Source organism: Anaerococcus porci (genome assembly GCF_034090325.1).
Lineage (GTDB): Bacteria > Bacillota > Clostridia > Tissierellales > Peptoniphilaceae > Anaerococcus > Anaerococcus porci.
The window spans coordinates 1-26,897 of record NZ_JAXDSU010000080.1; the positions used below are offsets into that span (position 1 = coordinate 1).

At 29.3% G+C, this 26,897-nt stretch carries 31 protein-coding genes; 26 read left to right on the plus strand and 5 right to left on the minus strand.

Going from position 1 to position 26,897, the window contains the following annotated elements; translation table 11 throughout:
* Positions 1–795 (plus strand): Cof-type HAD-IIB family hydrolase (locus SOR60_RS08640; protein WP_320595712.1); only part of this gene is annotated, 795 nt, incomplete at its 5' end.
* A gap of 515 nt (positions 796–1,310) precedes the next feature.
* Here SOR60_RS08640 and SOR60_RS08645 read toward each other — a convergent pair.
* Together SOR60_RS08645 and SOR60_RS08650 are read right to left on the minus strand one after the other, a co-directional pair.
* A complete protein-coding gene (locus SOR60_RS08645) occupies positions 1,311–2,048 on the minus strand; it encodes an SDR family NAD(P)-dependent oxidoreductase (protein ID WP_320595713.1) in 738 nt (245 codons plus the stop codon).
* Complete coding sequence (locus SOR60_RS08650; RefSeq protein WP_320595714.1) at positions 2,048–3,490, minus strand: nicotinate phosphoribosyltransferase; 1,443 nt, start codon at positions 3,488–3,490, stop codon at positions 2,048–2,050. Before SOR60_RS08650 ends, SOR60_RS08645 begins: the two co-directional genes overlap by 1 nt.
* A 120-nt stretch (positions 3,491–3,610) precedes the next feature.
* Here SOR60_RS08650 and SOR60_RS08655 point away from each other — a divergent pair, with 120 nt between their 5' ends.
* Both SOR60_RS08655 and SOR60_RS08660 read left to right on the plus strand, forming a co-directional pair.
* Positions 3,611–4,261: an HAD family hydrolase gene (locus SOR60_RS08655; protein WP_320595715.1), complete on the plus strand. Its 651-nt coding sequence runs from the start codon at positions 3,611–3,613 to the stop codon at positions 4,259–4,261.
* Between the two features lie 468 nt (positions 4,262–4,729).
* The gene (locus SOR60_RS08660; protein ID WP_154541993.1) at positions 4,730–5,194 is read left to right on the plus strand and encodes a PTS sugar transporter subunit IIB; all 465 of its coding nucleotides are present in this window, start codon (positions 4,730–4,732) and stop codon (positions 5,192–5,194) included.
* 40 nt (positions 5,195–5,234) lie between these two features.
* Here the strand turns inward: SOR60_RS08660 and SOR60_RS08665 are convergent, their stop codons facing one another.
* Positions 5,235–5,615, minus strand: coding sequence for an SdpI family protein (locus SOR60_RS08665; protein ID WP_320595716.1), 381 nt, complete (start codon positions 5,613–5,615; stop codon positions 5,235–5,237).
* Positions 5,616–5,902: 287 nt separating this feature from the next.
* Between SOR60_RS08665 and SOR60_RS08670 the strand changes: the two genes are divergently transcribed.
* The 15 genes from SOR60_RS08670 to SOR60_RS08740 all read left to right on the plus strand — a co-directional run bounded on the left by SOR60_RS08670 (position 5,903) and on the right by SOR60_RS08740 (position 18,754).
* Positions 5,903–7,039 (plus strand): glycosyltransferase, encoded by a 1,137-nt coding sequence (locus tag SOR60_RS08670; protein WP_176270065.1) that lies wholly within the window; start codon positions 5,903–5,905, stop codon positions 7,037–7,039.
* Complete coding sequence (locus SOR60_RS08675; RefSeq protein WP_320595717.1) at positions 7,040–8,041, plus strand: LTA glycolipid anchor biosynthesis glycosyltransferase, IagA/BgsA family; 1,002 nt, start codon at positions 7,040–7,042, stop codon at positions 8,039–8,041.
* Position 8,042: 1 nt separating this feature from the next.
* The gene (locus SOR60_RS08680; RefSeq protein WP_176270067.1) at positions 8,043–8,735 is read left to right on the plus strand and encodes a hypothetical protein; all 693 of its coding nucleotides are present in this window, start codon (positions 8,043–8,045) and stop codon (positions 8,733–8,735) included.
* A gap of 344 nt (positions 8,736–9,079) precedes the next feature.
* The gene (locus SOR60_RS08685) at positions 9,080–9,436 is read left to right on the plus strand and encodes a DUF2089 domain-containing protein (RefSeq protein WP_154542003.1); all 357 of its coding nucleotides are present in this window, start codon (positions 9,080–9,082) and stop codon (positions 9,434–9,436) included.
* Positions 9,429–10,505: an SHOCT-like domain-containing protein gene (locus tag SOR60_RS08690; RefSeq protein WP_154542005.1), complete on the plus strand. Its 1,077-nt coding sequence runs from the start codon at positions 9,429–9,431 to the stop codon at positions 10,503–10,505. Before SOR60_RS08685 ends, SOR60_RS08690 begins: the two co-directional genes overlap by 8 nt.
* A gap of 677 nt (positions 10,506–11,182) precedes the next feature.
* The gene (locus SOR60_RS08695) at positions 11,183–12,304 is read left to right on the plus strand and encodes an EpsG family protein (protein ID WP_320595718.1); all 1,122 of its coding nucleotides are present in this window, start codon (positions 11,183–11,185) and stop codon (positions 12,302–12,304) included.
* 8 nt (positions 12,305–12,312) lie between these two features.
* On the plus strand, positions 12,313–12,963 hold the full coding sequence (locus SOR60_RS08700; RefSeq protein ID WP_320595719.1) for a YveK family protein: 651 nt from the start codon (positions 12,313–12,315) through the stop codon (positions 12,961–12,963).
* Positions 12,953–13,453 (plus strand): P-loop NTPase family protein, encoded by a 501-nt coding sequence (locus SOR60_RS08705; RefSeq protein WP_154542011.1) that lies wholly within the window; start codon positions 12,953–12,955, stop codon positions 13,451–13,453. Before SOR60_RS08700 ends, SOR60_RS08705 begins: the two co-directional genes overlap by 11 nt.
* Before the next feature lie 166 nt (positions 13,454–13,619).
* A complete protein-coding gene (locus tag SOR60_RS08710; protein WP_320595720.1) occupies positions 13,620–13,775 on the plus strand; it encodes a hypothetical protein in 156 nt (51 codons plus the stop codon).
* A 234-nt stretch (positions 13,776–14,009) separates the two neighbouring features.
* The gene (locus SOR60_RS08715) at positions 14,010–14,138 is read left to right on the plus strand and encodes a hypothetical protein (protein ID WP_268234531.1); all 129 of its coding nucleotides are present in this window, start codon (positions 14,010–14,012) and stop codon (positions 14,136–14,138) included.
* Positions 14,139–14,153: 15 nt separating this feature from the next.
* A complete protein-coding gene (locus tag SOR60_RS08720; RefSeq protein WP_154542041.1) occupies positions 14,154–14,510 on the plus strand; it encodes a GntR family transcriptional regulator in 357 nt (118 codons plus the stop codon).
* Positions 14,511–15,200, plus strand: coding sequence for an ABC transporter ATP-binding protein (locus tag SOR60_RS08725; protein ID WP_320595721.1), 690 nt, complete (start codon positions 14,511–14,513; stop codon positions 15,198–15,200). It abuts the gene before it with no gap.
* Positions 15,193–16,008: a hypothetical protein gene (locus SOR60_RS08730; RefSeq protein ID WP_320595722.1), complete on the plus strand. Its 816-nt coding sequence runs from the start codon at positions 15,193–15,195 to the stop codon at positions 16,006–16,008. The genes SOR60_RS08725 and SOR60_RS08730 overlap by 8 nt, the downstream gene beginning before the upstream one ends.
* Before the next feature lie 74 nt (positions 16,009–16,082).
* The gene (locus SOR60_RS08735) at positions 16,083–17,009 is read left to right on the plus strand and encodes a type I phosphomannose isomerase catalytic subunit (RefSeq protein ID WP_320595723.1); all 927 of its coding nucleotides are present in this window, start codon (positions 16,083–16,085) and stop codon (positions 17,007–17,009) included.
* Positions 17,010–17,149: 140 nt separating this feature from the next.
* Positions 17,150–18,754: an ABC transporter ATP-binding protein gene (locus tag SOR60_RS08740; protein WP_320595724.1), complete on the plus strand. Its 1,605-nt coding sequence runs from the start codon at positions 17,150–17,152 to the stop codon at positions 18,752–18,754.
* A 77-nt stretch (positions 18,755–18,831) separates the two neighbouring features.
* On the opposite strand, the gene SOR60_RS08745 is transcribed toward SOR60_RS08740, so the two are convergent.
* Positions 18,832–19,392: an energy-coupled thiamine transporter ThiT gene (locus SOR60_RS08745; protein ID WP_154542023.1), complete on the minus strand. Its 561-nt coding sequence runs from the start codon at positions 19,390–19,392 to the stop codon at positions 18,832–18,834.
* Between the two features lie 156 nt (positions 19,393–19,548).
* Between SOR60_RS08745 and SOR60_RS08750 the strand changes: the two genes are divergently transcribed.
* The 8 genes from SOR60_RS08750 to gpmA all read left to right on the plus strand — a co-directional run bounded on the left by SOR60_RS08750 (position 19,549) and on the right by gpmA (position 26,277).
* Positions 19,549–20,484 (plus strand): diacylglycerol/lipid kinase family protein, encoded by a 936-nt coding sequence (locus tag SOR60_RS08750; RefSeq protein ID WP_320595725.1) that lies wholly within the window; start codon positions 19,549–19,551, stop codon positions 20,482–20,484.
* A gap of 86 nt (positions 20,485–20,570) precedes the next feature.
* Complete coding sequence (locus tag SOR60_RS08755; protein WP_154542027.1) at positions 20,571–21,050, plus strand: CarD family transcriptional regulator; 480 nt, start codon at positions 20,571–20,573, stop codon at positions 21,048–21,050.
* Positions 21,051–21,070: 20 nt separating this feature from the next.
* Complete coding sequence (locus SOR60_RS08760) at positions 21,071–22,174, plus strand: PIN/TRAM domain-containing protein (RefSeq protein WP_320595726.1); 1,104 nt, start codon at positions 21,071–21,073, stop codon at positions 22,172–22,174.
* A gap of 1 nt (position 22,175) precedes the next feature.
* Entirely contained in the window at positions 22,176–22,865 is a 690-nt protein-coding gene (ispD, locus tag SOR60_RS08765) for a 2-C-methyl-D-erythritol 4-phosphate cytidylyltransferase (RefSeq protein ID WP_154542031.1), read from the plus strand.
* 1 nt (position 22,866) lies between these two features.
* A complete protein-coding gene (gene ispF, locus SOR60_RS08770; RefSeq protein ID WP_154542033.1) occupies positions 22,867–23,343 on the plus strand; it encodes a 2-C-methyl-D-erythritol 2,4-cyclodiphosphate synthase in 477 nt (158 codons plus the stop codon).
* 18 nt (positions 23,344–23,361) lie between these two features.
* Positions 23,362–24,531, plus strand: coding sequence for a methionine adenosyltransferase (metK, locus tag SOR60_RS08775; RefSeq protein ID WP_154542035.1), 1,170 nt, complete (start codon positions 23,362–23,364; stop codon positions 24,529–24,531).
* 7 nt (positions 24,532–24,538) lie between these two features.
* A complete protein-coding gene (gene mreB, locus SOR60_RS08780) occupies positions 24,539–25,588 on the plus strand; it encodes a rod shape-determining protein (protein WP_154542037.1) in 1,050 nt (349 codons plus the stop codon).
* The gene (gene gpmA, locus SOR60_RS08785; RefSeq protein WP_154542039.1) at positions 25,588–26,277 is read left to right on the plus strand and encodes a 2,3-diphosphoglycerate-dependent phosphoglycerate mutase; all 690 of its coding nucleotides are present in this window, start codon (positions 25,588–25,590) and stop codon (positions 26,275–26,277) included. The genes mreB and gpmA overlap by 1 nt, the downstream gene beginning before the upstream one ends.
* Before the next feature lie 105 nt (positions 26,278–26,382).
* Here the strand turns inward: gpmA and SOR60_RS08790 are convergent.
* On the minus strand, positions 26,383–26,897 hold a 515-nt coding region (locus tag SOR60_RS08790), incomplete at its 5' end, for an IS256 family transposase (RefSeq protein WP_320595727.1).

Sequence of the window (26,897 nt, forward strand, 5' to 3'; positions counted from 1 at the left end):
TTAATAGCCTTTGATTTAGATGGAACTTTGTTAGATGGAAATAGGGAACTATCCAAAGAGAATATAAACTCTATCAAGAAATTATCAGACAGAGGATTTCAAATAGTAATATGTACTGGAAGACCATATCAAGGATTTAAAAGGTTTTTAGTAGATCTTGATTTGATTGGAAAAAATAATTATTCTATAACTAATACGGGTTCTATAATAAAGCCTAATGTAGAAAGTGAATATATAAAGTTAAATGCTTTGACTATTGAAGATTATAGTAAATTGATAAATTTAACTAAGCCTTTTAAAGATTTACAAGTTACATTTTATACTGACAGCAAATTATATAATGATAACATTATTTATAATGAAGCATTTATTCATGACCAAAAAATTTTAAAAATGGAAAGTGGAAAACTAAAAGAATATAATAACGAACCCATTTGTAGGATAAATATAATGGGAAAAAAAGAAGAAATTGATAGGTTTGAAAATTATAATTATCAAAGACTATCTAAGGAATATAAGCTAATGAGAAACGAGACTTTTAGCTTGGAAATTCTTAATAAAAACTCAGGAAAGGGTCAAGGTTTAGTAACTTTATGTAAGTATTTAAAACTAAAAAGAGAAAATGTAATGGCCTTTGGTGACAATATTAATGATATTGAAATGCTTGATTTTGCTGGATTATCAGTAGCAATGGGAAATGCAAAAGAAATTTTGAAAAGGAAGTCAGATTATCTAACTGATTCTAATTTGAATAATGGAGTTTCAAAATTTATAAATAAATATTTTGAATTATAAATTAAAAAGCTTTATTAATGTATACCTAAATTTAAATTAAAATAAACTAATAAAGTGAGTTTTTTAAGGATAATATAACAAAAATTTGAAAATATCTATTATAAAATTAGTAAAATAGATGATATATTGTCTATATATTACAAAGATTAAAAAGGCGTATGGATAACTAGCTAGGGTGAGATAAAATTATATAGAAGAAATTAAATTGATTTTAAATTTATTTTAATTAACTTGAATCTAACAAAATAAATATTTTATCAAATCCTAGCTAATAAATTAAGTAAAAAAGTAAATTGAAGAATAATAAGAGAAAAATATAGCAAAAAATTCTACCCCTAGGGGTAGAAAAGTAGATACTATATAAATTTGTGTATTAAAAGCTTCTGATTAGGATAAAGAGAATGCAATCAGGAGGAATTTTTATGCCAAGAAAAATACTTGAAACAAAATTAAACAAAATATTAGATGATTTATTCAATATTAAATTTTCATTCTTTAAATTCAAAAAAAATCAATTAATACATGCCCAGCATCTTCTCAAATTTCATAATCAAAGAATGGGGTATAACTTTTGATATGAGAAGAAGAAGTTTTGAAAGAGGGTGGGAGCTTATTATATCCTTTTTTCCCATTTGCTTTAAAGCTTTCTTTACAAGCTTTTTAATATCTTCATTACCCAAGTCTTTTATAGTTTTTTTATCATCATCTTTTATAAATTCTGTCATAACTCTATTTGGACATAAAACCGAAACTTTTATATCCTTAAATTCTCGTCTTATAGCCCTTGAATAGTAAAGGACGAATGCCTTACTTGCCCCATAGATTGCAAACTTTGGTTGAGGAATGAAACTTGCAGATGAAGAAATATTTAAAATTATTCCATTTTTTTTGAAGTATTTAAGGCTTATTTTGCTAAGGCTTATTAAGGCCCTAATATTTAAGTCAATAGTCCTTAAATCATCTTCTAATGAAGTTTTTTTATAATAGTCATTAATGCCTACCCCTGCAGAGTTTATCAATAGACCTATCTTTTTGTCTGTTTTTTTAAGCTCATCTCCAATTATTTCAAAAGACTTTTCCTCACACAAATCAAGGGCAAGTATTTTTGCCCTTGTTTTGAGGATTTTTTTTAAATGATTAAGCTTTTCAGCTCTTCTTGCTATAAGCCAGATTTCTTCATAATTCTTATCGTCAATTTGTTTTGCAAATTCAAAGCCAATACCAGAACTTGCTCCACTAATTATAGCTATCATTATTTACTCATTGCTTTCATAATGAGATTTTGCTTTAAGTTCCATAAGTCATGTGATAGGTCTACATAGTAGTTATGAGGTTGGTCAAATCGTTTTACTTCATCCCATAAGCTTTTTACTTCTGCTTTGCAATATTCGTTGATTTCTTCGATTTTTGGAGATTTATAAACTCTCTTACCATCTTCAAATATTGGAATTTGCATCTTTCTTAATTTATAGTTTTCCATTCTCTTCATTTTCCAGGTGAAGTGAGGATCAAATATTACCAAAGGCTTGGTATCATCAACTTCTTCGTCCTTTAAAGTTATATAGTCAGCCTCAGCCTTGCCTGTTTTTTTATCATAGAGTCTATATACTTCTTTAAGGCCTGGAGTTGTTATTTTTTCAACATTCTCACTAACTTTGATTTTATCTTTTTTTCCATCCTCATCATCTATTTGAGAAAGTTTATAAACGCCACCAAAAACAGGGTCACTTTTTGCAGTAATTAGTCTTTCCCCTATACCAAAAGAGTCTATTTCCGCTCCTTGTTGAAGTAGGGATTCAATTTTATACTCATCAAGTGAGTTGGATGCAACTATTGTGGCTTTCTTATAACCCGCATCATCAAGCATCTTCCTTGCCTCTTTTGATAGGTATGCTATATCACCAGAATCAATTCTAATTCCACCTGTTAGACCTAGTGGATCTAAAACTTCTTTAAACACTTTTATTGCATTTGGGATACCTTGTTTTAAAACATCATATGTATCCACAAGAAGGATACAATTGTTAGGATAAAGTTTGGCATAGGCTAAAAAAGCCTCATATTCTGAGTCAAATGATTGAACCCAAGAGTGAGCCATAGTTCCTCCTGCTGGATAAGCATACATTTGACTTGATAGGGTATTTGATGTGATAGGCGCTCCTGCTATAAAAGCAGCTCTTGCTCCTTTTACAGAAGCATCAGGTCCTTGGGCACGTCTTGCCCCAAATTCCATTACAGTTCTTCCCTTTGCAGCTCTTACTATCCTATTGGTTTTTGTTGCAACCAAAGATCCATAGTTTAAAGATAATAGTAGGTAGGTTTCTAATATTTGTGCCTCTATTATTGGAGCCTTTACTGTAATAATAGGCTCTGATGGAAACATGGCAGAACCTTCTGGAAAGGCCCAAATATCTCCTGTAAACTTAAAGTCTTTTAGATAAGCTAAAAATTCTTCTGAAAAGTTTGTATTTTTTCTAAAATATTCAATATCTTCTTCATCAAAATGAATATTTTCTACATATTCTACTATATCCTCGAGTCCTGCAAATATGGCAAAACCTCCATCATCGGGATTTTTCCTGAAAAATGCGTCGAATACAGCAATAGTATCTTTCATTCCGCTTTCAAAGTATCCATAAGCCATAGTGAATTCATAAAAATCACTTAACATGGATAAATTTCTTCTTTTATTCATAATTTCCTTTCTTTTTTTCTTTTTAACTTAAAGTATTTCTTTTATTATACCATGGATAAGTGGTATAGTAATACTGGTTTTTTATTATTGAAATTTAAGCAAAGATATTAAGGAGATAAAATGTATATTTTTGATATAGATGGAACACTATTATATACAATTGATTCCATAGCCTATAATATAAATGAATCTTTAAAAGATTTTGGATTAGAGGGGCTTCCTAAAGAAAAGATTAGAGAGTTTGTTGGAAATGGTCCTGTTGTATTGATAAATAAGAGCCTAGATTATATAAATTTTGAAAATAATGTAGAGAAAAGACTTGAGATTCTAAATTATTACAATAAAAAGTACGATTCTAATCCATCCTACCTAACAAAACCTTATGATGGGATTATAGATCAGCTTAATAAGCTTAAAGAAAGTGGGGAGATTATTGTAGCCTTTTCTAATAAGCCAGATTCTACTTGTAAAAAGGTCATAGAAGAGATTTTTGGTAGAGGATATTTTGACTATGTTTTGGGCTATAGGGAAGATATAAAAAGAAAACCTTCGCCTGAGGGTATGTTTATAATAAAGGAAAGATTTGGTGTTGACTTTACTGATATTATTTATTTTGGGGATAGTGAAGTTGATATAGAATGTGGGAAAAATGCTGGGGTATTTACAGTAGGCTGCTCTTGGGGATTTAGGGGTAAGGATTTTCTTCTAAGTTATAATCCAGACCTTCTTATAGATAGCCCAACAGAAATAAGCAAGGTAAGAAGGGTATAGTTTTCAATCTATAGTGTTAGATATTATCTGACTTAAATGATAGATCCATAAGCTTGCAAACATGATGATAAATAGGATTCTTTAATATATAGAGATTTGCATTAGACATTTTATGTATTTTATAGAATTTATTAATGCAACTGCAATGTTGTTATCTAATGGGATAAGATGTATATATAAATCATCCTTATAATCACTCTTTTATATGTTATGAGAATTAAGATGAGGAATCGATTGAGTTTTTAAATTTCTTAAAGAAATAGGATATTCTTTCTCATCAAAGCTAAGAAATAGGTATAAGAGGAGAGATTGCTTTCACTTGCAAGATTAAAATATATAGAGAAAGTCAAAAGTGTTTTCATAAAAATATAGGGAAAAGGCATTGAAATTTCAGTGCTTTTTCTTGTTTTCACTTGATTTTCTATGTTTTTTTGGTATACTTAAAGCGAATAAAGAAAGGAATATAAGATGATTGTAAGGATAGATGACAGACTTAGAGATCCTAATATCGTATCTAGTTGGGCCAATTTTTTGAAGGTTGATAAGGTAATTGTATTAAATGACAAACTCTCTAGATTAAATCTTGAAAAGAAACTAATTAGGTTAGAAATTGATAATGGGATAAGGGTCATATTTTTAGAGCATAAAGATTTAGAAAATGCGATTTTAGAAGAAGACTCAACAAGGACACTTATTTTTGTATCTACTGTTAAAGATGTGGAAAAACTAATAAGCTTAGGTATAAAAATAGACCTAATAGCCTTAGGTCAAAAGGAATTTCAAAAAGGTCTAAAAGCTCTTTCTGAAGATTTTTATGTTGATAGAAAAGACTTGGAGTTTTTAAATGAAATGACAAAAGAAGGCAAGGATATCTTGATTCAAGAAAATCCTTATTCGAGTAAAAGAAATATTAATAATTTATTTATAATTTAAGCTAACATTACAAAAAAAGTAAGGCTAGCTTTTTTTATTTTTAATCTTCCTTTTCATCTCTTAAATTAAATTTTTTTCTCATATGCCATCTTACTATTTGAAGTAAAAGTACAAGATAAATAACTATTAGAACTATAAAAATAAATATAAGTAGATTTCTATTAAATATAAGTATATTCTTATAAAGTCTTAGGTATAAAAAACAAGGATAAATAAGTCCGAAAATTACAATACCTAGGACAATTGAAACTTTACCTGCAAACTTATTGCCATAATTCCATGTTTCTTTACTATAGCATACTTCCCAAATATGAAAACCTACTTTCATTTTTGGATAAGATGTATAAAATTTTCTAAAAAATACTCCTATATAAATTGAGAAAAATAAAAGCATAATATTCCCAACTATTAAACTCCCCAAATAATCACTCTCCTATTTTATATACATATAGTCTAGTATACCCTATTTATAAAAATGGTCTATTAATATAAGTTTTAAAAGAGTAGAATTTTCATCACTTTAACAAAAGAAAAGATAGTCTTATTATAAAATTATCTTAACTAATTTGCTTGAAATTTGCCTGTAAGTTAAGATAAAAAATTCATTACAGTAAAAATTGAAAAATTTTTACTTATTGTCTAAAATAATAATAAGGCTTTATATAATTTATAAAATTATGTTATAAGCTAAGATAAAGAGGTGATAAAATGAAAATTTTAATAACATCGGATTGGTATTATCCAGTTATAAATGGTGTGGTAAGATCCATATTAAACCTAAAAGAATATCTGGAAAATCAAGGCCATGATGTAAAAGTGCTAACCCTCTCTAATTCGACTGAAAGCTATAGAAAAGATAATATTTACTATATAGGGTCGTTGGGGGCTGGAAAAATTTATCCGGAAGCAAGAATTTCAGCCACTTTAAGAAACAAATATATAATAGAGCTTAAAAAATGGAAACCAGATATAATCCACAGTCAGTGTGAGTTCTCAACCTTTATGATGGCAGTCAGGATAGCAAAAAAGGCATCATGCCCTTTAATTCATACCTATCACACCATATATGAAGACTACACCCACTATTTCTCACCTTCAAAAAAAGTAGGTAAAAAAGTTATCTCAGTATTCTCAAAGGCCATAGCTGATAGGACAGACTTTTTAATAGCTCCAAGTATAAAGACTGAAAAAATCTTAGAAAGATATACAATAGAAAAAGAAAAAATCGTAGTTATACCTACAGGAATCCACATGCCAGATGAACTTCTAGATAAGAAAAACTGTAGAAAGATTCATAATATAGACGAAAGTGCCAAGGTAATCCTCTATTTGGGAAGGCTTGCTGAAGAGAAAAATATAGAAGAGCTTATAAGATATTACCAAAAGCTTGATATAAAAAATTTAGAATTTATCCTAGTAGGTGGAGGTCCTTATCTAAATAATCTTAAATCATATGCTAAACAATTTGATAAAAAGATAGACTTTAAGGGTATGGTTAAGTCAGAAGAAGTAAATGAATACTATAGGATGGCAGATCTTTTTGTATCAGCAAGTAGTTCAGAAACCCAAGGACTAACATACTATGAGGCTTTAAGTAATGGGATAGCTGCAATTTGTAGGAAAGATTTGTGCCTTAAAGAGGTAATAATAGATGGATTTAACGGATATCAATATGAAAATTTCAATGAATTTGAAAAATATGTAAAAGAAGTCCTAGGAGATGAAGACTTAAATAAAAAACTTAGCAAAAATGCAAGAGAATATGCTTTAGAGAAGTTTTCTGTGAAATCTTTTGGTAATAAGTGCGAAAAACTATATGAAAAAGCACTAGAGAAAGAAAAATAAATGAAAGTACTAATATATTTTGATGATTATGATACAGTAAAAGAATCAGGTGTAGGAAAGGCTATAGATCACCAGATAAAAGCCCTTAAGCTTGCAGATGTTGATTTTAGTCTTGATAAAAATGATGAATATGATATATGTCACATAAATACAGTTTTTCCAAAATCTGTCCTTTTTGCTGATAAGGCAAAAAAAGACGGGAAGAAAATAGTTTATCATGCTCACTCAACTAAGGAGGATTTTAAAAATTCTTTTAAGTTTTCAAATCAGATAGCTCCGATTTTTAAAAATTGGCTTGTATATGCCTATAGAAAGGGGGATATAATCCTTACTCCTACTGACTATTCAAGAAAAATACTTGAAGGATATAAGTTAGATAGAGAGATAAAAGTTGTATCAAATGGGATAGATCTTGATTTTTGGAAAAAAAAAGATGGAGATAGGGAAAATTTCTACAAAAAATATGGACTTGATAAAAATAAAAAGTCAATTATATCTGTAGGACTTTTTATATATAGAAAAGGAATCCTTGACTTTGTTGAACTTGCCAAAAGACTACCACAATATGAATTTGTTTGGTTTGGTGAACTCAATTTAAATCTTGTCCCAGAAAATATAAAAAGAGCTGTAAAGACAGATTTAAAAAACCTACACTTTCCAGGTTATGTAAAACAAGATGATTTAAGACAAGCCTACAGCGGCTCTGATCTTTATATATTTCCAACCCATGAAGAGACAGAAGGTATAGTTCTGCTTGAAGCCCTTGCTATGAAAACAGATATTTTAATTAGAGATATAGAAATATATGAAAATCTAATAGATGGTAAAGAAATATATAAGGCAAAAACGATAGATGAATTTGAAGAAAAGTCTATAAAAATCCTAGAAGATCAACTTCCAAGCCTAAAAGAAGAAGGTTATAAAAAGGCTGAAGAAAAATCATTAAAAAAGATAGGTATTAGGCTTAAGGAAATTTATGAGGACTTGTTAGAAAGAGAATAAAATGAGAAGCATAATAAAATTTATAATTTACGCTTTAATTATAATATTATTACCAAGCCTAGTTATGATAGCTATCACAAGTATAAGTGTAAATAGCTTTATTCTACTTTTGCTAGGTCAACTTATAGTAATATTTCTTTTAGTGTCTTTTTATTTTTTATCAAGAAAAATTATAAACAAGTATGAAGAAGATACTCTAAAAATGATAGAAAATGAAAAAGATGTAGAAATATTAAAAAATATAAGAGAAAAAAGAATTTCTTATAAGTCCAAAGCAAATATAACAAAAAGAATTCTTGATATAGACTTTTCAAAAAAGGAATGTCAAAAACTCAGAAAATACTCATCTTCCTATGAGGATAATGTATTTTATTACTCAAGTCTTATCCAAAATGATAGAGAAGGCAGAGAAGAACACAAAAAAAGAAGAAACTACTTCAATAAAAGATACAAAAACAAGAATTTCGTTTTTGTAGACTTTAATGAAAATCTAAAAACGAGCATAAAATGGATTTTGATATTTTTGATTTCATCATTCATATCAATTACAAATCCTTTTAGGATAGTGGAGAATGTAGACTTGTATGCCTTGTTAATTTTACTTAATTTTGCTTTTAACCTAGCACTTGTAATAAATACTATTATATGGATAATAAGGTCTCTTAAGGCTTATTGGATAAAAGAATTAGTATGATTTTTCCTTAAAATCTAATATTAATCTTTAATTTTGATGGTGAAAGCCATCTTTTTTTATATTTAAATTTATGTTTTATACAATGGGACTGAGGAAGCTGTGATTTTACTTGTACTCATTTTCTTTCCATAAATTGAAGAAGCAAAGTTTATTTAAGATAACTTTATAATACAAAATAAAAATTCACCTTAAAATTAAAATAAAAAGTCTTGTATTCTAGAATAAGAATTTTAAAAAACAATATCAATTTAATTAATAAATTAAAATCAAATATTAAAAATATTAATATAAAACTTTACAAAAATTAAAAAGCTGGTATACTTATCTTATAAAGGAGGCTAGCTTTGATTAATAAATGTCCTAATTGTGGTGACGACTTGGTTATCACATCATATAAATGTAATACCTGCCTTACTGAAGTAAGAGGAGAGTTTGAGATGGGTAAGTTTCAAAGGCTTGATAGTGAAGATTTGGAATTTATCGAAATTTTTTTACAAAAACGTGGAAGTATAAAAGATGTGGGTGAAATACTTGGCATTTCTTATCCAACTGTCAGAAATAGAATAGATAAAATAGTTAAAAAACTTGGTGGAAAGATTGATAAGAGAGAATCTAGGATTGAGATTTTGAATATGCTTGACAATGGAGAGATTTCTCCAGATCAAGCGAGTGAACTTTTAAAGGAGTTAAAAGATGAATGAAGAAAAGAAAATGATTTTAGATATGCTTAAAGAAGGTAAGATTACAGTTGAACAAGCTAGCGACCTACTAGAAGCTGTTGGAAAAGATAAAAATAAAAATAATGACGATAATTTTATCAACAAGCTTTCCCAATCATTTGAAAGTATTATGAAAAAAACAAGTGAAAAATTATCAAATATTGATATAGATTTTGATATTAATGATTTAAATATCCCATCAAATTTGTTTAATATTAATGCTACTGCAAAGGAAAGTCAAATAAAGATTGATGATGATATCAATGAAATTTCGCTTGATATTACAAACGGATCTTTTGAAATTGAAAGAAGCCAAGAAAGCTCAATTATAGTAGATCAAAAGGTATTTTTCAAAAATAAGGAAGATGTAGAAAAAGACTATCTTTCTATAGATGTTGTTGATGATAGACTTGAAATTAAGCTAAATGAAACTTATAAAACACTTAATGCAAGACCTGAAATAAAACTTTACTTAGGTAAGAATATCTACGATAAGCTTTATATAAATCTTGTAAATGGTGATGTTGAAATTTGTGATGTTGATTTTAGAGAAAATATAATCTCTACAACAAATGTTAAGACTACTATAATAAACTCTTCAGGAAATGTTGAAATAGATAATACAAATGGAAAGATTGAATTAAGAAATACAAATGGAAATCTTAATATAAATAATGTAAATGGACCAATATATCTTACAAATGTATCTGGAGATGTGGCAAATATTGAAGTTATAAATGGTGCTATAAGAAGTGATGGATTTAATATAGATACACTAAACGCTTCAACTAATGTGGGTAGTGTAAAATTTTCTAAGCTTGGTGATTCTAAAGATATTAAAATAAGGACCCAATTTGGCTCAGTAACAATTGATACTGAAAATGTAGATAAAGAAATCAAGGCATTCTTAAATGCTCCATCCTACCATATTTCAGAAAAGTTTAAAAATAAATTACAAAAAAATGGTGGATATGAGGTATCAACTAATCCTGAGATTGCAGATCTTGACATAGAGGTAACAACAAGATTTGGCTCAGCATCTATACAATAAGAATGTATCTTAAATAATAAGAGCTGTTGCATAATGAATTAATCTTTGTAAAATTATTGCAAGTTTCTTTTAAGATAATTTGGATTTAACAAGCTAAAAAGCTTGTTTCTCGAACTGTCTATGAGTAACTTGAATGATACAAAGAGGAACTTTATTATTATGCAAAGGCTCTTTTTTTATAAAAATAAAAGGGGTTGTTGCAGAATGAATTGATTGTTTTAAAATCATTATAAGATCATCCATGACATTGGCATCCATATTTTGGAAGCTATTCTAAAATTGTCTATGAGTAATTTTAATGATAAAACATTAGAAATTCATAATTTTGCAACATCCCCTTCTTGCTAGTAAAGCTTAGTTTTTTTAGTTATAAGCTTTTTGAATAAGCTAGCTAAAATTTGAAATATTTGATAATTTGAGGGATTTTAAAATCTAATACTTCTATTAAAGAAAAAATAAAGTTTAATTTAATAAGGAAGAGAGCCACTTATAGTTCTTAAATATTTTCTTTGAATTTTTTCTTACACCTATATAATAAAGGACTTATATTTAAACCAAAGAAAGAACTTGTAAAGTTTAGGTAAAATCTTCTATAGCCTAAAAATTTTATTTTCTAGATGTTTTTCTTAATATATTTTTCTACTCTTTTTATGATATAATATTTAAAAGGAGTTAAAATGGGATTTTTAATGTTTACGACTATTCAATTAGTCCTTTATGCAATAAATTCTATGATAAGTTTTGATAAGAAAAAGGAAAGAAATATAGCTATAATCCTTATGTTTTCAGTATTTTTAATATTTTCTGCCCTTAGGGGAACAGGGGATTCTGACTACTACAATTATCTTTATTTTGCAAGGGATATTGGTACAGATTTTTCTAAAATTTTTCAGTCTTCATATCCTGTTGAGATAGGTTTTAGGGTATTTGCCTATATTTTCAACCTTTTAGGTATATCAAGACAGGCTATAATAATACTTATGAATGTATTATCGATTGTACCAACAACCTATGTGATTATAAAAGAAAGTGATAATCCATTTTTGTCAGCCCTTATTTTTATGCCGATTTTTATCCAATTCGATATGCAGACTTCAAGGACTGCGTCGGCCATTGGACTTGGTATGATGAGTGTCTATATGATGGTTAATAAAAAGTATATAAAATCCATATTCTTTTTGCTTTTTGCCATGTCTTTTCACAAAAGTACAGTTATACTTATACCTTTCTTTCTAATCTTGCACATAGACTTCTCTCATGCTTTCAAGGTATTTGCCTTAGGCCTTAGTCTTCTTGTCTCTATCTTTAGTAAACAATTATTAGGGATTACTTCACAAATTTTAGAAAACATTGGTATGGGTAGGATGAGTGCAAAGATTTTAACCTATACCTTTCAGGGAAGATTTGCAAAGGAAATGTCCTTTATAGATCCGAGGATTTTGTTTGCTATTTTCTTATTTTTAACAAGCATAATTTATTATAATAGAAATGAAATAAAGAAATTTACAATTGAAGATGCAAGCATAAAAGCTATATGGTTTTGTGCTGTTGTGCTTTTGACTTTTAGATCATCAACAGCCATAGCTTTCAGGTTTTCGAACTTTTTTACGATATTCCAAATGCTTTACATACCTATGCTTTTAAAGAAAATAAAAATATATGACCAATACACATACTTTTTAGTATACTTGTCAATTTTTGTATATATCCTGCCTTATGCGGTTTTTCTTATGGTGAATGCGCCAAGCTATGGATTTTTCTTTACAAATGAACAAGCTATACTATCACTTACAAACTAGGAGGGATTATGGAAAAGATTAGATCATCCGAAATAGGAAATATAATAAAAAATAATATAAAATATGTAATAATTGTAACATTAGCCTTAGGAGTTTTTGGATTTTTTTATACTAGAAATAAGATAAAGGACTCTTATACTGCAGAAGCTGCGGTAATGGTTTCAGAAAATAAGGGAGAAGATATAACATACAACTCCTTAATGCTCAATGAAAAGATTTCAAATATTTATCAAGAATTTTTAAGCTCAAATGACCTTTATATGAAAGTTAAGGAAAATCTAGGTATAGAAGATGAACCTGAATCTATTAAAAAGAACCTAAAAACTAATCTAAATTCCCAAGCAGGAATTATTACTTTTGAATATAAGGCAAAAGGGGAAAAAGATACAGGTGAAGTTTTACAAGCCATAATTGAACAATTTAGACAAGATATAAAAGAATATGTAGGAAAAGATAATGTTGAATATATACAAAATGTAAATATAAGAGAGGACGGTCTAGGAGAGGCTATAAAGAAAGCTGTATTTTTGGCGGTATTTGCTTTTGTTTTGTCTCTTTTAGCAGTGGTTACTAAGGAATTTTTCCAAGGAAAAGTTAAGTCTAAACTATTTTTTGATAATATAGGTATAGAAATCTTAGGAGTCATAGATGAAAAATAACAAATTAAACTATCAAAAAATCGCAATAAAGCTTGCATCGGATTCCAAAAAAACTATTGGTTTTATAAGCTTTGATGAAGTAGAAAGTTCTGATATAGTAATTAAAATTGCAAAAGAGTGTGCAAAGATTAAAAACACAGTTTATTTGAACTTTACAGATATGGATAATTATTTTATATCAGACTATACTACCATGATAAAAAAAGAAGATAATCTAGCAAGAATTGATATATCACTTACAGAAGATTCTTCAAACCTTATAAATTCAGATGAATTTAAAAAGTTAATTTTTGATTTAAAAAATAAATTTGACCTTATTTTGATAAATGAGTCGAAAGATGAGGCTATTTCTTATCTCTTATCAGCCTTTGATGATGAAAAAATTCTTATTGCTTATGAAAATAAGACTAGTAAATCAAAGGTAGTAGATGCAAAAAAAGAATTTGAAAGACTAGGCTCACCTATAATGGGGGTGGTCTACAATATTTAAAAAAATTGTCTTGAGTCTTTTCCTTATTATTTTACTATCATCTTGTAGTGATAAAAAAGAAGTCCTAGTTTTAAAGGAAAATGAACCAAAAAAAGAGTACATGTCTAAAAATTCTCAAAAAGAATTTCAAATAGATGGGCTCTATTTGGTAAATAAGGATACCTTTATGTATGATAGAAAAGATGAGAAAAGCGTGTGGGATAAGATAAAAAAAGGATCTAGTGTAAAAGTACTATCTGAAGCTGAAGATGGCTTTATAAGAGTAGATTACTTTGGAAATGAAGCCTTTATGAAAACTGAAGATTTGGATATAGATAGCTAAGCATAAGCTTTGCTATCTATTTTTTTAAAAAAAACTTGCAAAATTTGAAGAGAGCATGTATAATATCATTGTATTAAGGAAGTAGAACAATGATACAACGATACAAAAGACGGAAGACTATAGGGAAATTATAGATGTATTATTTCCTATAATAGCGGTATCAATGGCTCTTGTATTTTATTTAATAAGTACACAAAAAGATTCTATAAGGGAAAAAAGAAAGAAGACAATTGTATGGAAGAAGGTATGGATTTGGGGATAAGAATAAGAATTCTTATAGAAACTTTAATGAAAAATATCCCTACATATTTGTTACTAGGAATGGCTTTTGGTCTTGCCATAGGAATCTTCCAAGAAAAATAGTAAAGGAGCTTTATGATGGAATTTGATAATGATAGGCCAATCTATATTCAAATACTTGAAGACTTCAAAGGAAAAATTTCAAGTGGGAAGTGGAAGGCTGGAGAAAAAATTGATTCTGTAAGAAACTTAGCAAAAGAATATGAGGTAAATCCAAACACAGTCCAAAGAGCCTTGCAAGAGCTTGAAAGATATGGTCTTTGTCATAGTCAAAGAACGGCAGGAAGGTTTGTTACAGAAGATGAGAAGCTTATAAAATCCTTATCCAAAAATGCCTTTGAGATAATTTGTGATGATTTTATAACAAGTGCTAAAAGTTTGAAAATCGCAAAAGATGATGCCCTAGAGGGAATTAAAAATATGTGGGAGGACTAGATGTTAGAGATTAAGAATTTAAATGTCAATTATGGAGGAAGACCGGTTTTGGATAATTTAAATCTAAGACTTCAAAAGGGAGAGATTGTAGGACTTTTAGGGCCAAATGGTTCAGGAAAGACTACACTTTTAAGAATTCTTGCAGGTCTTGAAAAAAATTATAGGGGTGATGTAAAAATAAATGGAGAAAATCCAAGCTATCTTACAAAGTCATTTGTATCCTACCAACCTGATCACCTTCCTTTGGACAGTGACTATTCATTAAAGAAGATATTAAAATTATATGAAAAGTTTTTTGATGATTTTTCAAAAGAAAAGTTCGAGAAAATTATAAAAGACTTTAACTTAACCATGGATATGAAAATTAAAAATATGTCCAAAGGTATGAAAGATAAGGTTCAAATAAGTCTATCTTTATCAAGAAAGTCAGATATTTACCTTCTAGATGAACCTATGAGTGGAATAGATCCTGCAAGTCGTAAGAAGATTATGGATGTTATAATAGATAATTTTGACTCTGATGGACTTATGATAATATCAACCCACCTTATAAGTCAAGTTGAAAGGTTATTAGATAAGGTAATATTCCTCTCAGATGGAAAGATTATCCTTGAAGAGAAAACTGATGAAATGAGAAATAAGTACAAAATGGGAGTAGAAGAATATTTCGAGGAGGTTTTCAATGTCTAAATTACTATCTCAACAATTAAAAGAAAATATAAAGGACATATCCTTATGGATGATAATTCCAATGCTTATGTCAATTTTATTAAATAGGATAAATACATATTTCAATTCACAAATTATTGATTTTATCCTAGTTTTGTCAATATTTGTCATGTATTCGTCCTTTGCTATAGCCATGGTTATAGTAATATTAAATGACTATAAAAGATTCTATGGTGAAAATGCGGCCTTTTATGATGTACTGCCAATAAAATCAAGAGATATTACCTTATCAAGATTTTTAACATATTTGATAATGTCTTTATTAGTAGGAGTTCTCCTTATAATAGAAATTCTTATATTTTTTGCAGTAACAACAAATATAGGTTTGGAAGCTTTAAGTGAAATGTTTGAACTTATAAAAAACGTAATAAATACATTGCCTAAATTTTCAATATTTATATCAATATTTGCTTTCATAACATCGATTATTGGAAGTCTTGTAAAATTTATTGCATCAATTACTATAGGAAGTGATAAGATATTTAAAAATTTAGGAAAGTTTGGACCGGTTCTAGTATTTATTATAATCTCTGTTGTGCTAGCTATTTTAGGAATTACAATAGGATCATTTTTTATAGTTGACTTAGATACATCACAAACAGCAACTAGAATTGTAATAGAAAATGAAGAATTGGCAATAGAGCTATCTAAAAATATAAAGGCGATAACAATGATAATGGGAATAGGAAGTGCCTTAAATCTTTTAGTGATAGGAATATTGATGTTTTTAACTAACTACTTCCACAAAAATAGGCTTACAGTAGCATAAATATTATTATAAAAGTCCGAGCTTAAAAGCTTGGGCTTTTTCTCATCTTTAGTATAATAAAAAAGAGGTGTTATATGGAAAAAGTATTATTTTTGAAAGGACAATTTGTAGAAAAAATCTGGGGTGGAAGTAGACTAAAAAAAGAATTCTCCTATGACTTTAATTCAGAAAATATAGGAGAATACTGGGCTATATCAGCAATGAAAGATTTTTCATCAATTGTAATAAATGGAGCATATAAGGGTGAAAAGCTTAACGACTTATATAAAAACAATAAAGAGCTTTTTGGAAATGAAAAAAAGGAGAAATTTCCCCTTCTTATAAAGCTAATAGATGCAGACGATGACTTATCAATCCAAGTTCATCCAGATGAGAAAATGGCAAAAAAAGAAAATTCTTATGGAAAAAGTGAGTGTTGGTATATCCTAAATGAAAATGAGGCATCTATTATTTATGGCCTTAAAACAGATGATAAAAAAATAGCCTTAAAACTAATAAATGAAAGGCGATGGGATGATCTTTTAAAAGAAGAAAACCATATAAAAGGAGACTTTTTTAGGGTTGATGCTGGCATGGTTCACGCCATAAAAAAGGGATCATTAATCCTTGAAATACAACAAGCAAGCGATATAACCTATAGACTCTATGACTATGATAGAAAAGACAAGGAAGGAAATCTTCGTGACCTTCATATAGATAAGTCAAAAGAGGCTATAAAGTGTTTAAATAGTAAGAAAATCCACGAAGACTTAGAAAAAGAAGTAGAAATTTTACTTGAAAATGAATATTTTAAGGTGAAGAAAATAAATGTCAAAGATAAGATAAATCTAAAAAGAGAAGATAAATATCTACTAGAGTCAGTAGTTAAAGGAAAAGGAGAGCTTATAATAGACGATAAAACCTATCCTATAAAGAAGGGAGATTTTTTTATCCTTACAAATTATGTTAACAATTATACATTTAAAGGAAATCTTGAAATAGCTGAATCTTCTTCTAAATAGAAAATCAGAAAAGTAGATAAGTAAAAAGCTTATCTGCTTTTTCATACTTATAAATAATAAATAAATAATTGTATACTATTTTGGGAAAATATAAAATTGTTATATAATACTTTCTAATACCTAATAACTGGAGGTTAAAGATGAAAGAATATATATTTAGAGCTAGAAAAAATCTATTTATATACTTGCTTATTTGTTTTGTTGGAGCAAGTTTTACGGCTGGAGTTGCTTTTTTATACAAGAATCTTACTAATTATGCTTTAGATAAGGATTTTCACTCATTGATAAAGATTGCTATTTTTGCCATACCATTTCTTATTTTGGAAGCATCTTTTGATTATCTTCCTAGAAAATATAGGTCTATATTAACAAATAATATTATATTTTATTTAAGAAACGACTTGATAAAAAAGGTTGATTCTAAGCCTATATCAGATGTTAATTTAACTTTTAGAAATGAATTTAAAAATAAGATGATAAATGATTTAGAGACTATTAAAGGATTTTTAAATAATATATTTGCTATTATTCTTTATTTTTTTATGTTTATAATATCTTTAATATCAGCCTTATATATTGAAAAGACCCTTACATTAATAATGCTTTTATTATCTTTTATACCATTTCTGTCACCATTTATTTCAAGAAAAATATTATCTAACAAAAAGGAAAAAGAAATAGAGTCTAAGAATAAGTATTTAGATTTATTTAATGAGTTTAATACTAATACGTTCTATATAAAAATCTCAAATCTTGGAGATGTTTTTTATTATAAACTTAAAAAACTTGCTTATAATTTGAAGAATCAGTCTATTATATTCGAGTCATCTCTTGCAAAGACTTATGCAACAAGTTATGGACTTGGCAATATACTATATTCTGGAACATGGATTGTTGGAGGGATTTTTGTATATAAGGACTTAATAAATTTACCTTCGCTTATTGCTATGACAACACTCATGACAACAATAGCAGGACCTATACAGTCTGTTGCAGATACATATAGTGAAATTATTTCTGCAAAAAATATTTTTCTTGATTATATAAAATACCTTGATAGGGATAACTTTAATGAAAATGGGAAACATATAGATTATATAGATTCTATAAGTTTTAATAACATAGATATCTATTATTCTGATAGACTTATAATTAAAAAATTAAATTTAGAGCTTAAAGACAATACTAAGTATCTTATATTGGGAGATAGTGGATCAGGAAAGTCTACTTTTCTTCATCTGATATTAGGACTTTTTAAGGATAAAAACAAGTATATTTATGTAAATGATTCTAGTTTAGATAAGATTAATAGAAAATCATACTATGATAAAATTTATTATATTCCTCAAGAAACTATTATATTTAATGCGTCCTTAATTGATAATATAAGCTTATTTGATGAAAATAAGGACTATAAAAGAGCAGAAGCTATACTTGATAAAGTTGGTTTAATATATTTATTGGATGATAGAAAACTTGACATTATAATAGATTATAGCAAACTATCAGGTGGTGAGAAAAAAAGACTTGATCTTGCTAGAGCGCTTTATAAAAATAAAGATATTCTAATAATGGATGAAGTAACATCAGGACTTGATATAAAAAATGAGAATATAATTGGAGATATTATAAAAAGAATCAAAGATAAAACTATTATTTGTGTTAGTCATTCAAAAAATGAAAAATTCTTACAGAGCTTTGACAAAAGTTTAAAAATAGAAAATAAAGAACTTAAATTTTTTTAAGGCACAAAAGGGACGTTCATTTTTGTCCCTTTACCCCAAAATAAAAGCTCTTACTTTATTTTAACAAGAGCTTTTTCCTATTTGCTTATTTGGTCTTGTTTTTGAAACAAGGATTTTAGTCTATCATAGATTAATAAGTAAACAATTATTAAAATAAGGCAATCTGCTGCCAAGAATGAATAGTTATAGGCAAGTGCGTAAGGTAGGAATGTCTTAAATCCTGCTGCATTTGCTGTAGACATATCATAAAAGAAGAAGAAAGCACTTATTACATTCATAGCTCCACTTATTATATATGAAAGGATAATTGATGGGACATATGAAAATTTACTTTCATTTTTTCCAAATGATATTCCACTTAGTCCTATGGCTGCAAATGATAGAATATAATCAAGTATGGCTTGGATAGGATGGATTACATATCCTCCAAAGGTCATATTTAAAAATCCTAGGGCTGCTGCAGCTATAAATCCCTTTTTAATTCCCCATCTTATAGATAAAATTATAATAGGAAGCCTTGAAACTAAAGTTACAGAACCTCCCATAGGCATTCTAAAAACAGGTACAAGTGACAAAATAAATGATAGGGCAATAGATACTCCAGACTCTACTATAAATCTAGTATGCTTTTCTTTCATAATTTTCTCCTTTTTTCTGTTATCATTATAACACCAAATATATATATGAATAAAAACATTTCCTAGATTCAATACTTTAAACTTAAGAAAATCTTAGTAAAGTATAAGTATGTTTAACTAGAAGAAGCAAAATACTTGAACTTAAAGAGGGAACAAATGAAAAAAATACTTTTTATATATAATCCAATGAGTGGACAAAAAACTATCAGCTCACAGCTTGGCATGATTGTGGATTATTTTTGTAAACATGGCTATGTGCCAACAGTTTATGCTACACAAAAACAAGGGGATGCAAGATATAAAGTAAGAGAATATGCTAAGTTTTTTGATGAGATAGTTGTAAGCGGTGGAGACGGAACTTTAGATGAGGTTGTATCAGGTCTTTTAAGAAGTGATACAAATTCAATTATAGGATACATACCAACAGGTTCTACTAATGACTTTTCTAGAAGTCTTAATATTCCAACAGACATAAAGAAAGCAACAAAGCTTTCCGTAAATGGTCAAATTATGGATATAGACCTAGGTAAGTTTAATTCAAAGTTTTTTACTTATGTAGCAGCATTTGGTTCCTTTGCTCAAGTTTCCTATGAGACAGAACAGTCCATGAAAAATATATTTGGAAGATTTGCTTATATACTTGAAGGGGTAAAGACAGTATCAAATCTTAAGTCCTATCATGCTAAGATTACTATAGATGAAGAAGAGTTTGAAGGTGACTTTATACATTTTATGGCAACAAATTCTGTTTCTGTGGGTGGATTTAATAATTTCTACAAAAAAAATATAGGCCTTGATGATGGAATATTTGAATCAGTTCTTGTGAAAAAACCAAATGGTCTTCTAGAGCTTAATTCTATAATTGAAGGCTTAAGATCTAATAAGGAAAATGAAAATATTATCTTTAGATCAGGTTCAAGTTTTAAGGTTAAAAGTGATGAGAAGATTGACTGGACCCTTGATGGAGATTTTGGGGGATCTTATACAAAAAGTGAAGTCAAAGTTTTAAATATGGCGGTCAAATTTAGGACAGGATTTTCAAGGGATTCTGAAAAAATTAAGGCAAATCAAGAAAAAAGATTGACAAATTAATTTGGGGATAGTATACTATAAAATTATTTAATTTTACTATTTGACTAAAAAAGGTTATAATATAATAGAGAACCTAGGAGGTCAAAATGTTTAAAATAGGTGATAAAATAGTCTATCCTATGCATGGAGCTGGGACTATAGACTCAGTAGAAATCAAGGAATTTTTAGGTGAAGAAAAGGAGTATTTTATACTCAAAATGCCTATAGGGAACATGGATATATCTATTCCTAAATCAAATATTAATAATATGAATATCAGGGATGTTATATCAAAAAAAGAAGGGGAAGAAGTACTTGCAATTTTAAATGGAGATCCTAAAGACCTAAATTCTAATTGGAATATTAGATATAGGGAAAATCAAGAAATCCTAAAGACAGGGGATATATTTAAAATTGCAAATATGGTAAGAGATTTAGTAGCCTTGGATGATGAAAAGGGACTTTCTACAACTGAGAAGAAACTTTTAAATAGAGCAAGAAGGATTATGGCAAGCGAGCTTGTAATGGCGGGTTCTCTAGATAGAAAAGAAGCTGAAAAAATAATTGATGAATCAATTGGTCTATAATCCAAAATTAGGAGAAGATAATGTTTAATAGAATATTTCGAATTATGTTTGCAGTAATTGGAGCTATTCTAGGCATATCTGTAATAAAATTGATACTATCTGTTGTAGCGATTACAATAGATAGTTCTATTTTTTTAATTACTATAAATGTCTTGGGAGCTTTGATTTTTGCAGTATTATTTTATTTTTTATCAGGGGTAATATTTACCAAGATGGAAGATAATTTCAAAAAGTTAGAAAAGTATCTAGACCAAATGCCACCTATGACTGTGGCAATTGGGATAAGTGGACTTATAGTAGGACTTATATTAGCCTTTCTTGCAACAAGACCCTTAACCTCTTTAACATTACCAATTGTTGGTAATTCAATTTTTGTGCTATTATCTATTATTATTTATGTAGGTTTTGGTCTTTTGGGTTGGAGAATTGCTTCAAGGTATCCTGATAAGTATCCACAGCTTTTCCAAAAAGTAAAGGATGTAAAGCTTACAAAGACAAAAAGCATCAATCAAAGCGAGATAAGTAAAGATAACCTACTTAAGGTTATAGATACTTCGGTTTTGATAGATGGAAGAATTCTTGATATAATTAAGATAAATTTCTTGGAAGGAAAACTTGTAATCCCAGAATTTGTATTAGAAGAGCTCCAACACATAGCCGATAGTCCCGATGATTTGAAAAGAGAAAGAGGAAGGCGCGGTCTTGATGTTGTAAAAGAGATTAAAAAAGATAGGGATATAAATCTTGAAATAAGCTCAGTTGACTATCCTGACATAAAGGAAGTTGATTCAAAGCTTCTAAAATATGCACAAGATACTGGAGCAAAGATTTTTACCAACGACTATAATCTAAATAAGGTTGCAGATGTTCAAGGCATAACTGTACTTAATATAAATGACTTAGCCAACGCTTTAAAAACTAAAGTTTTACCTGGAGAAAGTATGGAGATTGAAGTTATAAAAGAAGGCAAGTCAAGAAACCAAGGGGTCGGATATTTAGAAGATGGAACTATGGTTGTAGTAGAAGATGGAAAACATCTTATAGGTCAACATATAAGCACAACAGTAACAAGCGTCCTACAAACATCAGCTGGAAAGATGATATTTGTAAAGGCAAAGGAATAATATGATAGAAAATAGAAAAATTTCAGCAGTAATTACAGCAGCAGGAAATGGACTTAGGATGAAGTCTGATAGGGCAAAGCCCTATATAGAAATAGGGGGAAGAAAAATTCTTGAAATAACCCTTGATACAATAACATCCTTTGATGAATTTGATGAGATTATTGTTGTTATTAGAAAAGAAGATGAAACTTACTTAAGAGATATTATAAAAAAATACAATAAGAAGATTACCTATGTTTATGGCAAAGAAACTAGGGAACTTTCAACATACGAAGGCCTAAAGGCTGTAGGAAGTGACATAGATTTGGTCTTAACCCATGATGGGGTAAGACCTTTTGCAAGTAAAGAGCTTTTTAAAAGAGTAATGGATGAGTTGAAGTTTTATAAGGCTGTAATAAGCTCTGTGAAATCAAAGGATACAGTTAAGATTGTAGATGGTGATGGATTTGTTAAAAGTACGCCTTTAAGAAGTGAAGTCTACAATGTCCAAACACCACAAGCCTTTGATAAAAAATTGATTTTATTTCTTTATGAAAAATATATTGAAAGTGATTTTATCATAACAGATGATAGTCAGCTTTTTGAAATCTATACAGACGAAAAAATAAAGGTAGTTGAAGGTGAATATTCAAATATAAAAATGACTACCCAAGAAGACTTGGTATTTGCCAAAGCATTTTTAAAGGATTAATATGAGAATAGGTATAGGATATGATGTCCACAAATTAGTTAAGGATAGAAAATTAATACTTGGTGGGATAGAATTTGACTATGAATATGGACTTTTGGGTCATTCAGATGCAGATGTTTTAGTTCATGCTATAATGGATGCCATACTTGGAGCTATGAATCTTGCTGATATAGGCAATTTATTTCCAGATACAGATCCAAAATATAAGGATATTTACTCTATCAATTTACTCGATAGGGTGGTAGAATTAATGGAAGAAAGAAATTATAAAATTGGGAATATTGATACAGTTATAATTTGTGAGATGCCAAAGATTAGTCCAAAAAGGCTTGAAATTCAAGAAATGATAGCCAAACATTTAAAAACCGACATAGAAAATGTATCTATAAAGGCCTCAACTAGCGAAAAACTATCCTTTACAGGTCGTGGTGAAGGAATTGAGGCTAGAGCTGTAGTTTTATTAGAAAAAATAGACTAAGAAACTAGGAGGGTATGAATGAGAAAACTTATTACATCAGAATCTGTAACAGAAGGTCATCCAGATAAGGTTTGCGACCAAATTTCAGATGCTATATTAGATGAATGCTTAAAGCAAGATAAAAACTCAAGGGTGGCTTGTGAGTGTGTAACTACGACAGGTCTTGTTCTTGTAGTAGGAGAGATTTCAACAGATGCTTATGCACCAATTGAACAAATTGCAAGAAATACTATAAAAGAGATAGGATATGATGATCCAAAGCTTGGTTTTGACTACCAAAATGTAGCTGTTCTAACCTCCCTTATAGAACAATCGCCTGATATTGCCCAAGGAGTTGATGATTCCCAAGACTATAAGTCAACAAATGACAAATATGATAAAATAGGGGCAGGAGATCAAGGTATGGTATTTGGATATGCTGATGATGAGACAGAAGAATATCTTCCACTTTCAGTAGTTTACGCTCAAAAACTTTCCAAAAGACTTACAGAAGTTAGAAAAGAAAAAATTCTAGATTACTTAAGACCAGATGGAAAAAGTCAAGTAACAGTAGAATATGATGATGATATTCTAAAAAGAGTTGACTCTATAGTGATTTCAACCCAACACTCGGAAGATGTAAGTCTTGATCAAATCAAAAAAGATATTAAAAAAGAAGTTATAGACTATGTAATAGAAGAAAAATACATAGATGATAATACCAAAATTTATATAAATCCAACAGGTAAATTTGTAATTGGTGGACCAAAGGGAGATTCAGGTCTAACAGGAAGAAAAATAGTAGTAGATGCTTATGGTGGTTATTCAAAAACCGGTGGTGGAGCATTTTCTGGAAAAGATGCAACTAAAGTAGACAGATCTGGAGCTTACATGGCAAGATATGCAGCCAAAAACATGGTAGCAGCAGGACTTTGCAAAAAATGTGAAATAGGAGTGTCCTACGCCATAGGAGTTGCAAAACCACTTTCTATTTATGTAGATTCTTTTGGAAGTGGAAAATATGATGATGAAAAATTAACTGAAATAGTAAAAGAAGTATTTGACTTTAGACCACAAGCTATAATAGATAAACTTGATCTACAAAGACCGATCTTTAAAAAGACTGCAGCCTATGGTCACTTTGGTAGAGATGATAGTGACTTTACTTGGGAGAAACTTGACCAAGTTGAAGAACTTAAAAAGAAGTAGGTAGTATATGTCACGTTTTAGAAAAAATGTAGCCATAGACTTAGGGACGGCATCAGTTTTAGTTTATGTTGAAGATAAGGGAGTGTGCCTAGAAGAACCTTCAGTAATAGCTAAAGATATTCTAAGCGGAAAAATCCTTTCGGTAGGAATTGGAGCAAAGAAGGTCTTGGGAAGAACTCCAGGAAATGTAATTGCACTTAAACCACTAAAAAATGGGGTAATAGCTGATTTTAATGCTACAGAAGAAATGCTTAAATATTTTCTTAAAAAAGCCTTAGATAAGTCTTTCTTTAAGCCCAATCTTTTGATATGTGTACCAAGCAAGGCAACTCAAATTGAAAAAAGAGCAGTCCTTCAAGCAGCAGAGAATGCAGGAGCTCATAGGGTTTACCTTATAGATGAGCCACTTGCAGCAGCTCTTGGAGCTGACATAGACATAGCCGATGAAAAGGGGAATATGGTAATAGATATAGGTGGGGGAACGACTGATATAGCAGTTGTTTCTCTTGGTCAAATTGTAACAAGTGATTCCATAGAAATATCAGGGGATACCTTTGATAAGAACATAAAAGACTATATAAGAAATAGGTATAGGATGCTTATTGGAGAATCTAGTGCAGAAGAAATAAAAATAAAAGCTCAAGGAGCTGAAATTAGAGACTCCATTGAAGTTAGGGGAAGGCTAATGGATGATGGCCTACCTTCAAAAATATTTATACCAGTAGAAGAAATCTATGGGGCTTTACTTCCATCGATTGATAAAATAATAAATGGGGTAAAGAAAGTATTGGAAGTAACTCCGCCTGAACTTGCAGCAGACCTTTATGAAAGGGGAATATTCTTGACAGGTGGTGGAGCTTTAACTTTGGGACTTAGCCAAAGAATAAAAGAAAGACTCCAAATCGATGTTAGAATCGCTAAAAATCCACAAGAATGTGTAATAATAGGGACGGCCAATGCCCTAACCTGGATTGATAATATCGATGAAGAAAAGAATGAGTCAATGAAAGCCAAGCAAAAACAGCTTGAGAAAAAGGAAAAATTAAGGAGAAGGTAATGACTAAAAAATTAGTATTTGTAAGACATGGACAAAGTGAATGGAATCTTGCCAACAAATTTACAGGTTGGGTAGATGTAGATCTTTCAGAAAAAGGTGTAGAAGAGGCAAAAGAAGCAGGAAGAAAAATAAAAGAAGCAGGAATCAAATTTGATATAGCTTATACATCAATTCTTAAAAGAGCTATTAAAACCTGTAATTATACTCTTGAATACTCAGACCAACTTTTTGTACCACAAGTTAAATCTTGGAGACTAAATGAACGTCACTACGGAGCCCTTCAAGGCTTAAATAAAAAAGAAACTGCTGAAAAATATGGTGATGAACAAGTACACATTTGGAGAAGATCATATGATACACTTCCACCAGCACTCTCAGATGAAGATGCTAAGGCACAAGCAGCTGAAGATAGGTTTAAAGACTTCCCACAAGAAATCATTCCAGTAGCAGAAAACTTAAAAGTAACACTTGAAAGATGCTTACCTTTTTACACAGACTTTATTGCAAAAGACCTTTTAGAAGGAAAAACAGTTCTAGTTGCAGCTCATGGAAATAGCCTAAGAGCTATGGCAAAACATCTTGAAAATATATCAGATGATGACATAATGGACTTAGAAATTCCAACAGGTCAACCTTTAGTATATGAACTAGATGATGAACTTAAAGTAGTTAAAAAATATTATCTATAAACTTAAATTATAGACTTCAAAGTCTACGCTTTGAGGTCTTTTTTTGTCCATAAAAAATATTATAAAATTTAAGAAAGTCAAGTCCATAATATTGTGTAAAAATTACTATTTCATTCTAATATACAGTTTAGAAGATGTTATCCAATCCTCATTGATATCAATGAGGATTGCACCTATTAGTCTAATAGCTGAGTCTTCATTAGGAAATATTCTAACGACTTTTTCTCGCCTTCTAACTTCTTGATTTAATCTTTCTAAGCAATTTGTTGACCTAAGTCTGCTATGAATAACATCGTTAGCTAGATATGCAAAAGCATCTTCAAATCCTTCATCTAAGGTGTTTAAGGAGTTTTGAAATTTCTTTTCGGTTTCATATTTTAAGAATATTTCATCTTTCATTTTTCTTGCCAAGTAGATATCTTGGATTTTAAATAATGCTTTGATATCAGTTCTAAATTCTTCAGTGTTTTTCTTTGGCGCTTTTGATAGGATATTTCTTAAGAAATGTACCTGACATCTTTGCCATATTACATTTATGAATGTTTCTTTTATTGCTTTTACTAGGCCTTTGTGAGCATCTGATATTACCATTTTAAGTCCAGATAGTCCTCTAGATTTTA

Coding starts and splice junctions, on each gene's coding strand:
- SOR60_RS08645 (WP_320595713.1), bottom strand. CDS start 2,048: ATGATAGCTATAATTAGTGGAGCAAGTTCTGGTATTGGCTTTGAATTT.
- SOR60_RS08650 (WP_320595714.1), bottom strand. CDS start 3,490: ATGAATAAAAGAAGAAATTTATCCATGTTAAGTGATTTTTATGAATTC.
- SOR60_RS08655 (WP_320595715.1), top strand. CDS start 3,611: ATGTATATTTTTGATATAGATGGAACACTATTATATACAATTGATTCC.
- SOR60_RS08660 (WP_154541993.1), top strand. CDS start 4,730: ATGATTGTAAGGATAGATGACAGACTTAGAGATCCTAATATCGTATCT.
- SOR60_RS08670 (WP_176270065.1), top strand. CDS start 5,903: ATGAAAATTTTAATAACATCGGATTGGTATTATCCAGTTATAAATGGT.
- SOR60_RS08675 (WP_320595717.1), top strand. CDS start 7,040: ATGAAAGTACTAATATATTTTGATGATTATGATACAGTAAAAGAATCA.
- SOR60_RS08680 (WP_176270067.1), top strand. CDS start 8,043: ATGAGAAGCATAATAAAATTTATAATTTACGCTTTAATTATAATATTA.
- SOR60_RS08690 (WP_154542005.1), top strand. CDS start 9,429: ATGAATGAAGAAAAGAAAATGATTTTAGATATGCTTAAAGAAGGTAAG.
- SOR60_RS08695 (WP_320595718.1), top strand. CDS start 11,183: ATGGGATTTTTAATGTTTACGACTATTCAATTAGTCCTTTATGCAATA.
- SOR60_RS08700 (WP_320595719.1), top strand. CDS start 12,313: ATGGAAAAGATTAGATCATCCGAAATAGGAAATATAATAAAAAATAAT.
- SOR60_RS08705 (WP_154542011.1), top strand. CDS start 12,953: ATGAAAAATAACAAATTAAACTATCAAAAAATCGCAATAAAGCTTGCA.
- SOR60_RS08710 (WP_320595720.1), top strand. CDS start 13,620: ATGTATGATAGAAAAGATGAGAAAAGCGTGTGGGATAAGATAAAAAAA.
- SOR60_RS08715 (WP_268234531.1), top strand. CDS start 14,010: ATGGAAGAAGGTATGGATTTGGGGATAAGAATAAGAATTCTTATAGAA.
- SOR60_RS08720 (WP_154542041.1), top strand. CDS start 14,154: ATGGAATTTGATAATGATAGGCCAATCTATATTCAAATACTTGAAGAC.
- SOR60_RS08725 (WP_320595721.1), top strand. CDS start 14,511: ATGTTAGAGATTAAGAATTTAAATGTCAATTATGGAGGAAGACCGGTT.
- SOR60_RS08730 (WP_320595722.1), top strand. CDS start 15,193: ATGTCTAAATTACTATCTCAACAATTAAAAGAAAATATAAAGGACATA.
- SOR60_RS08735 (WP_320595723.1), top strand. CDS start 16,083: ATGGAAAAAGTATTATTTTTGAAAGGACAATTTGTAGAAAAAATCTGG.
- SOR60_RS08740 (WP_320595724.1), top strand. CDS start 17,150: ATGAAAGAATATATATTTAGAGCTAGAAAAAATCTATTTATATACTTG.
- SOR60_RS08745 (WP_154542023.1), bottom strand. CDS start 19,392: ATGAAAGAAAAGCATACTAGATTTATAGTAGAGTCTGGAGTATCTATT.
- SOR60_RS08750 (WP_320595725.1), top strand. CDS start 19,549: ATGAAAAAAATACTTTTTATATATAATCCAATGAGTGGACAAAAAACT.
- SOR60_RS08755 (WP_154542027.1), top strand. CDS start 20,571: ATGTTTAAAATAGGTGATAAAATAGTCTATCCTATGCATGGAGCTGGG.
- SOR60_RS08760 (WP_320595726.1), top strand. CDS start 21,071: ATGTTTAATAGAATATTTCGAATTATGTTTGCAGTAATTGGAGCTATT.
- ispD (WP_154542031.1), top strand. CDS start 22,176: ATGATAGAAAATAGAAAAATTTCAGCAGTAATTACAGCAGCAGGAAAT.
- ispF (WP_154542033.1), top strand. CDS start 22,867: ATGAGAATAGGTATAGGATATGATGTCCACAAATTAGTTAAGGATAGA.
- metK (WP_154542035.1), top strand. CDS start 23,362: ATGAGAAAACTTATTACATCAGAATCTGTAACAGAAGGTCATCCAGAT.
- mreB (WP_154542037.1), top strand. CDS start 24,539: ATGTCACGTTTTAGAAAAAATGTAGCCATAGACTTAGGGACGGCATCA.
- gpmA (WP_154542039.1), top strand. CDS start 25,588: ATGACTAAAAAATTAGTATTTGTAAGACATGGACAAAGTGAATGGAAT.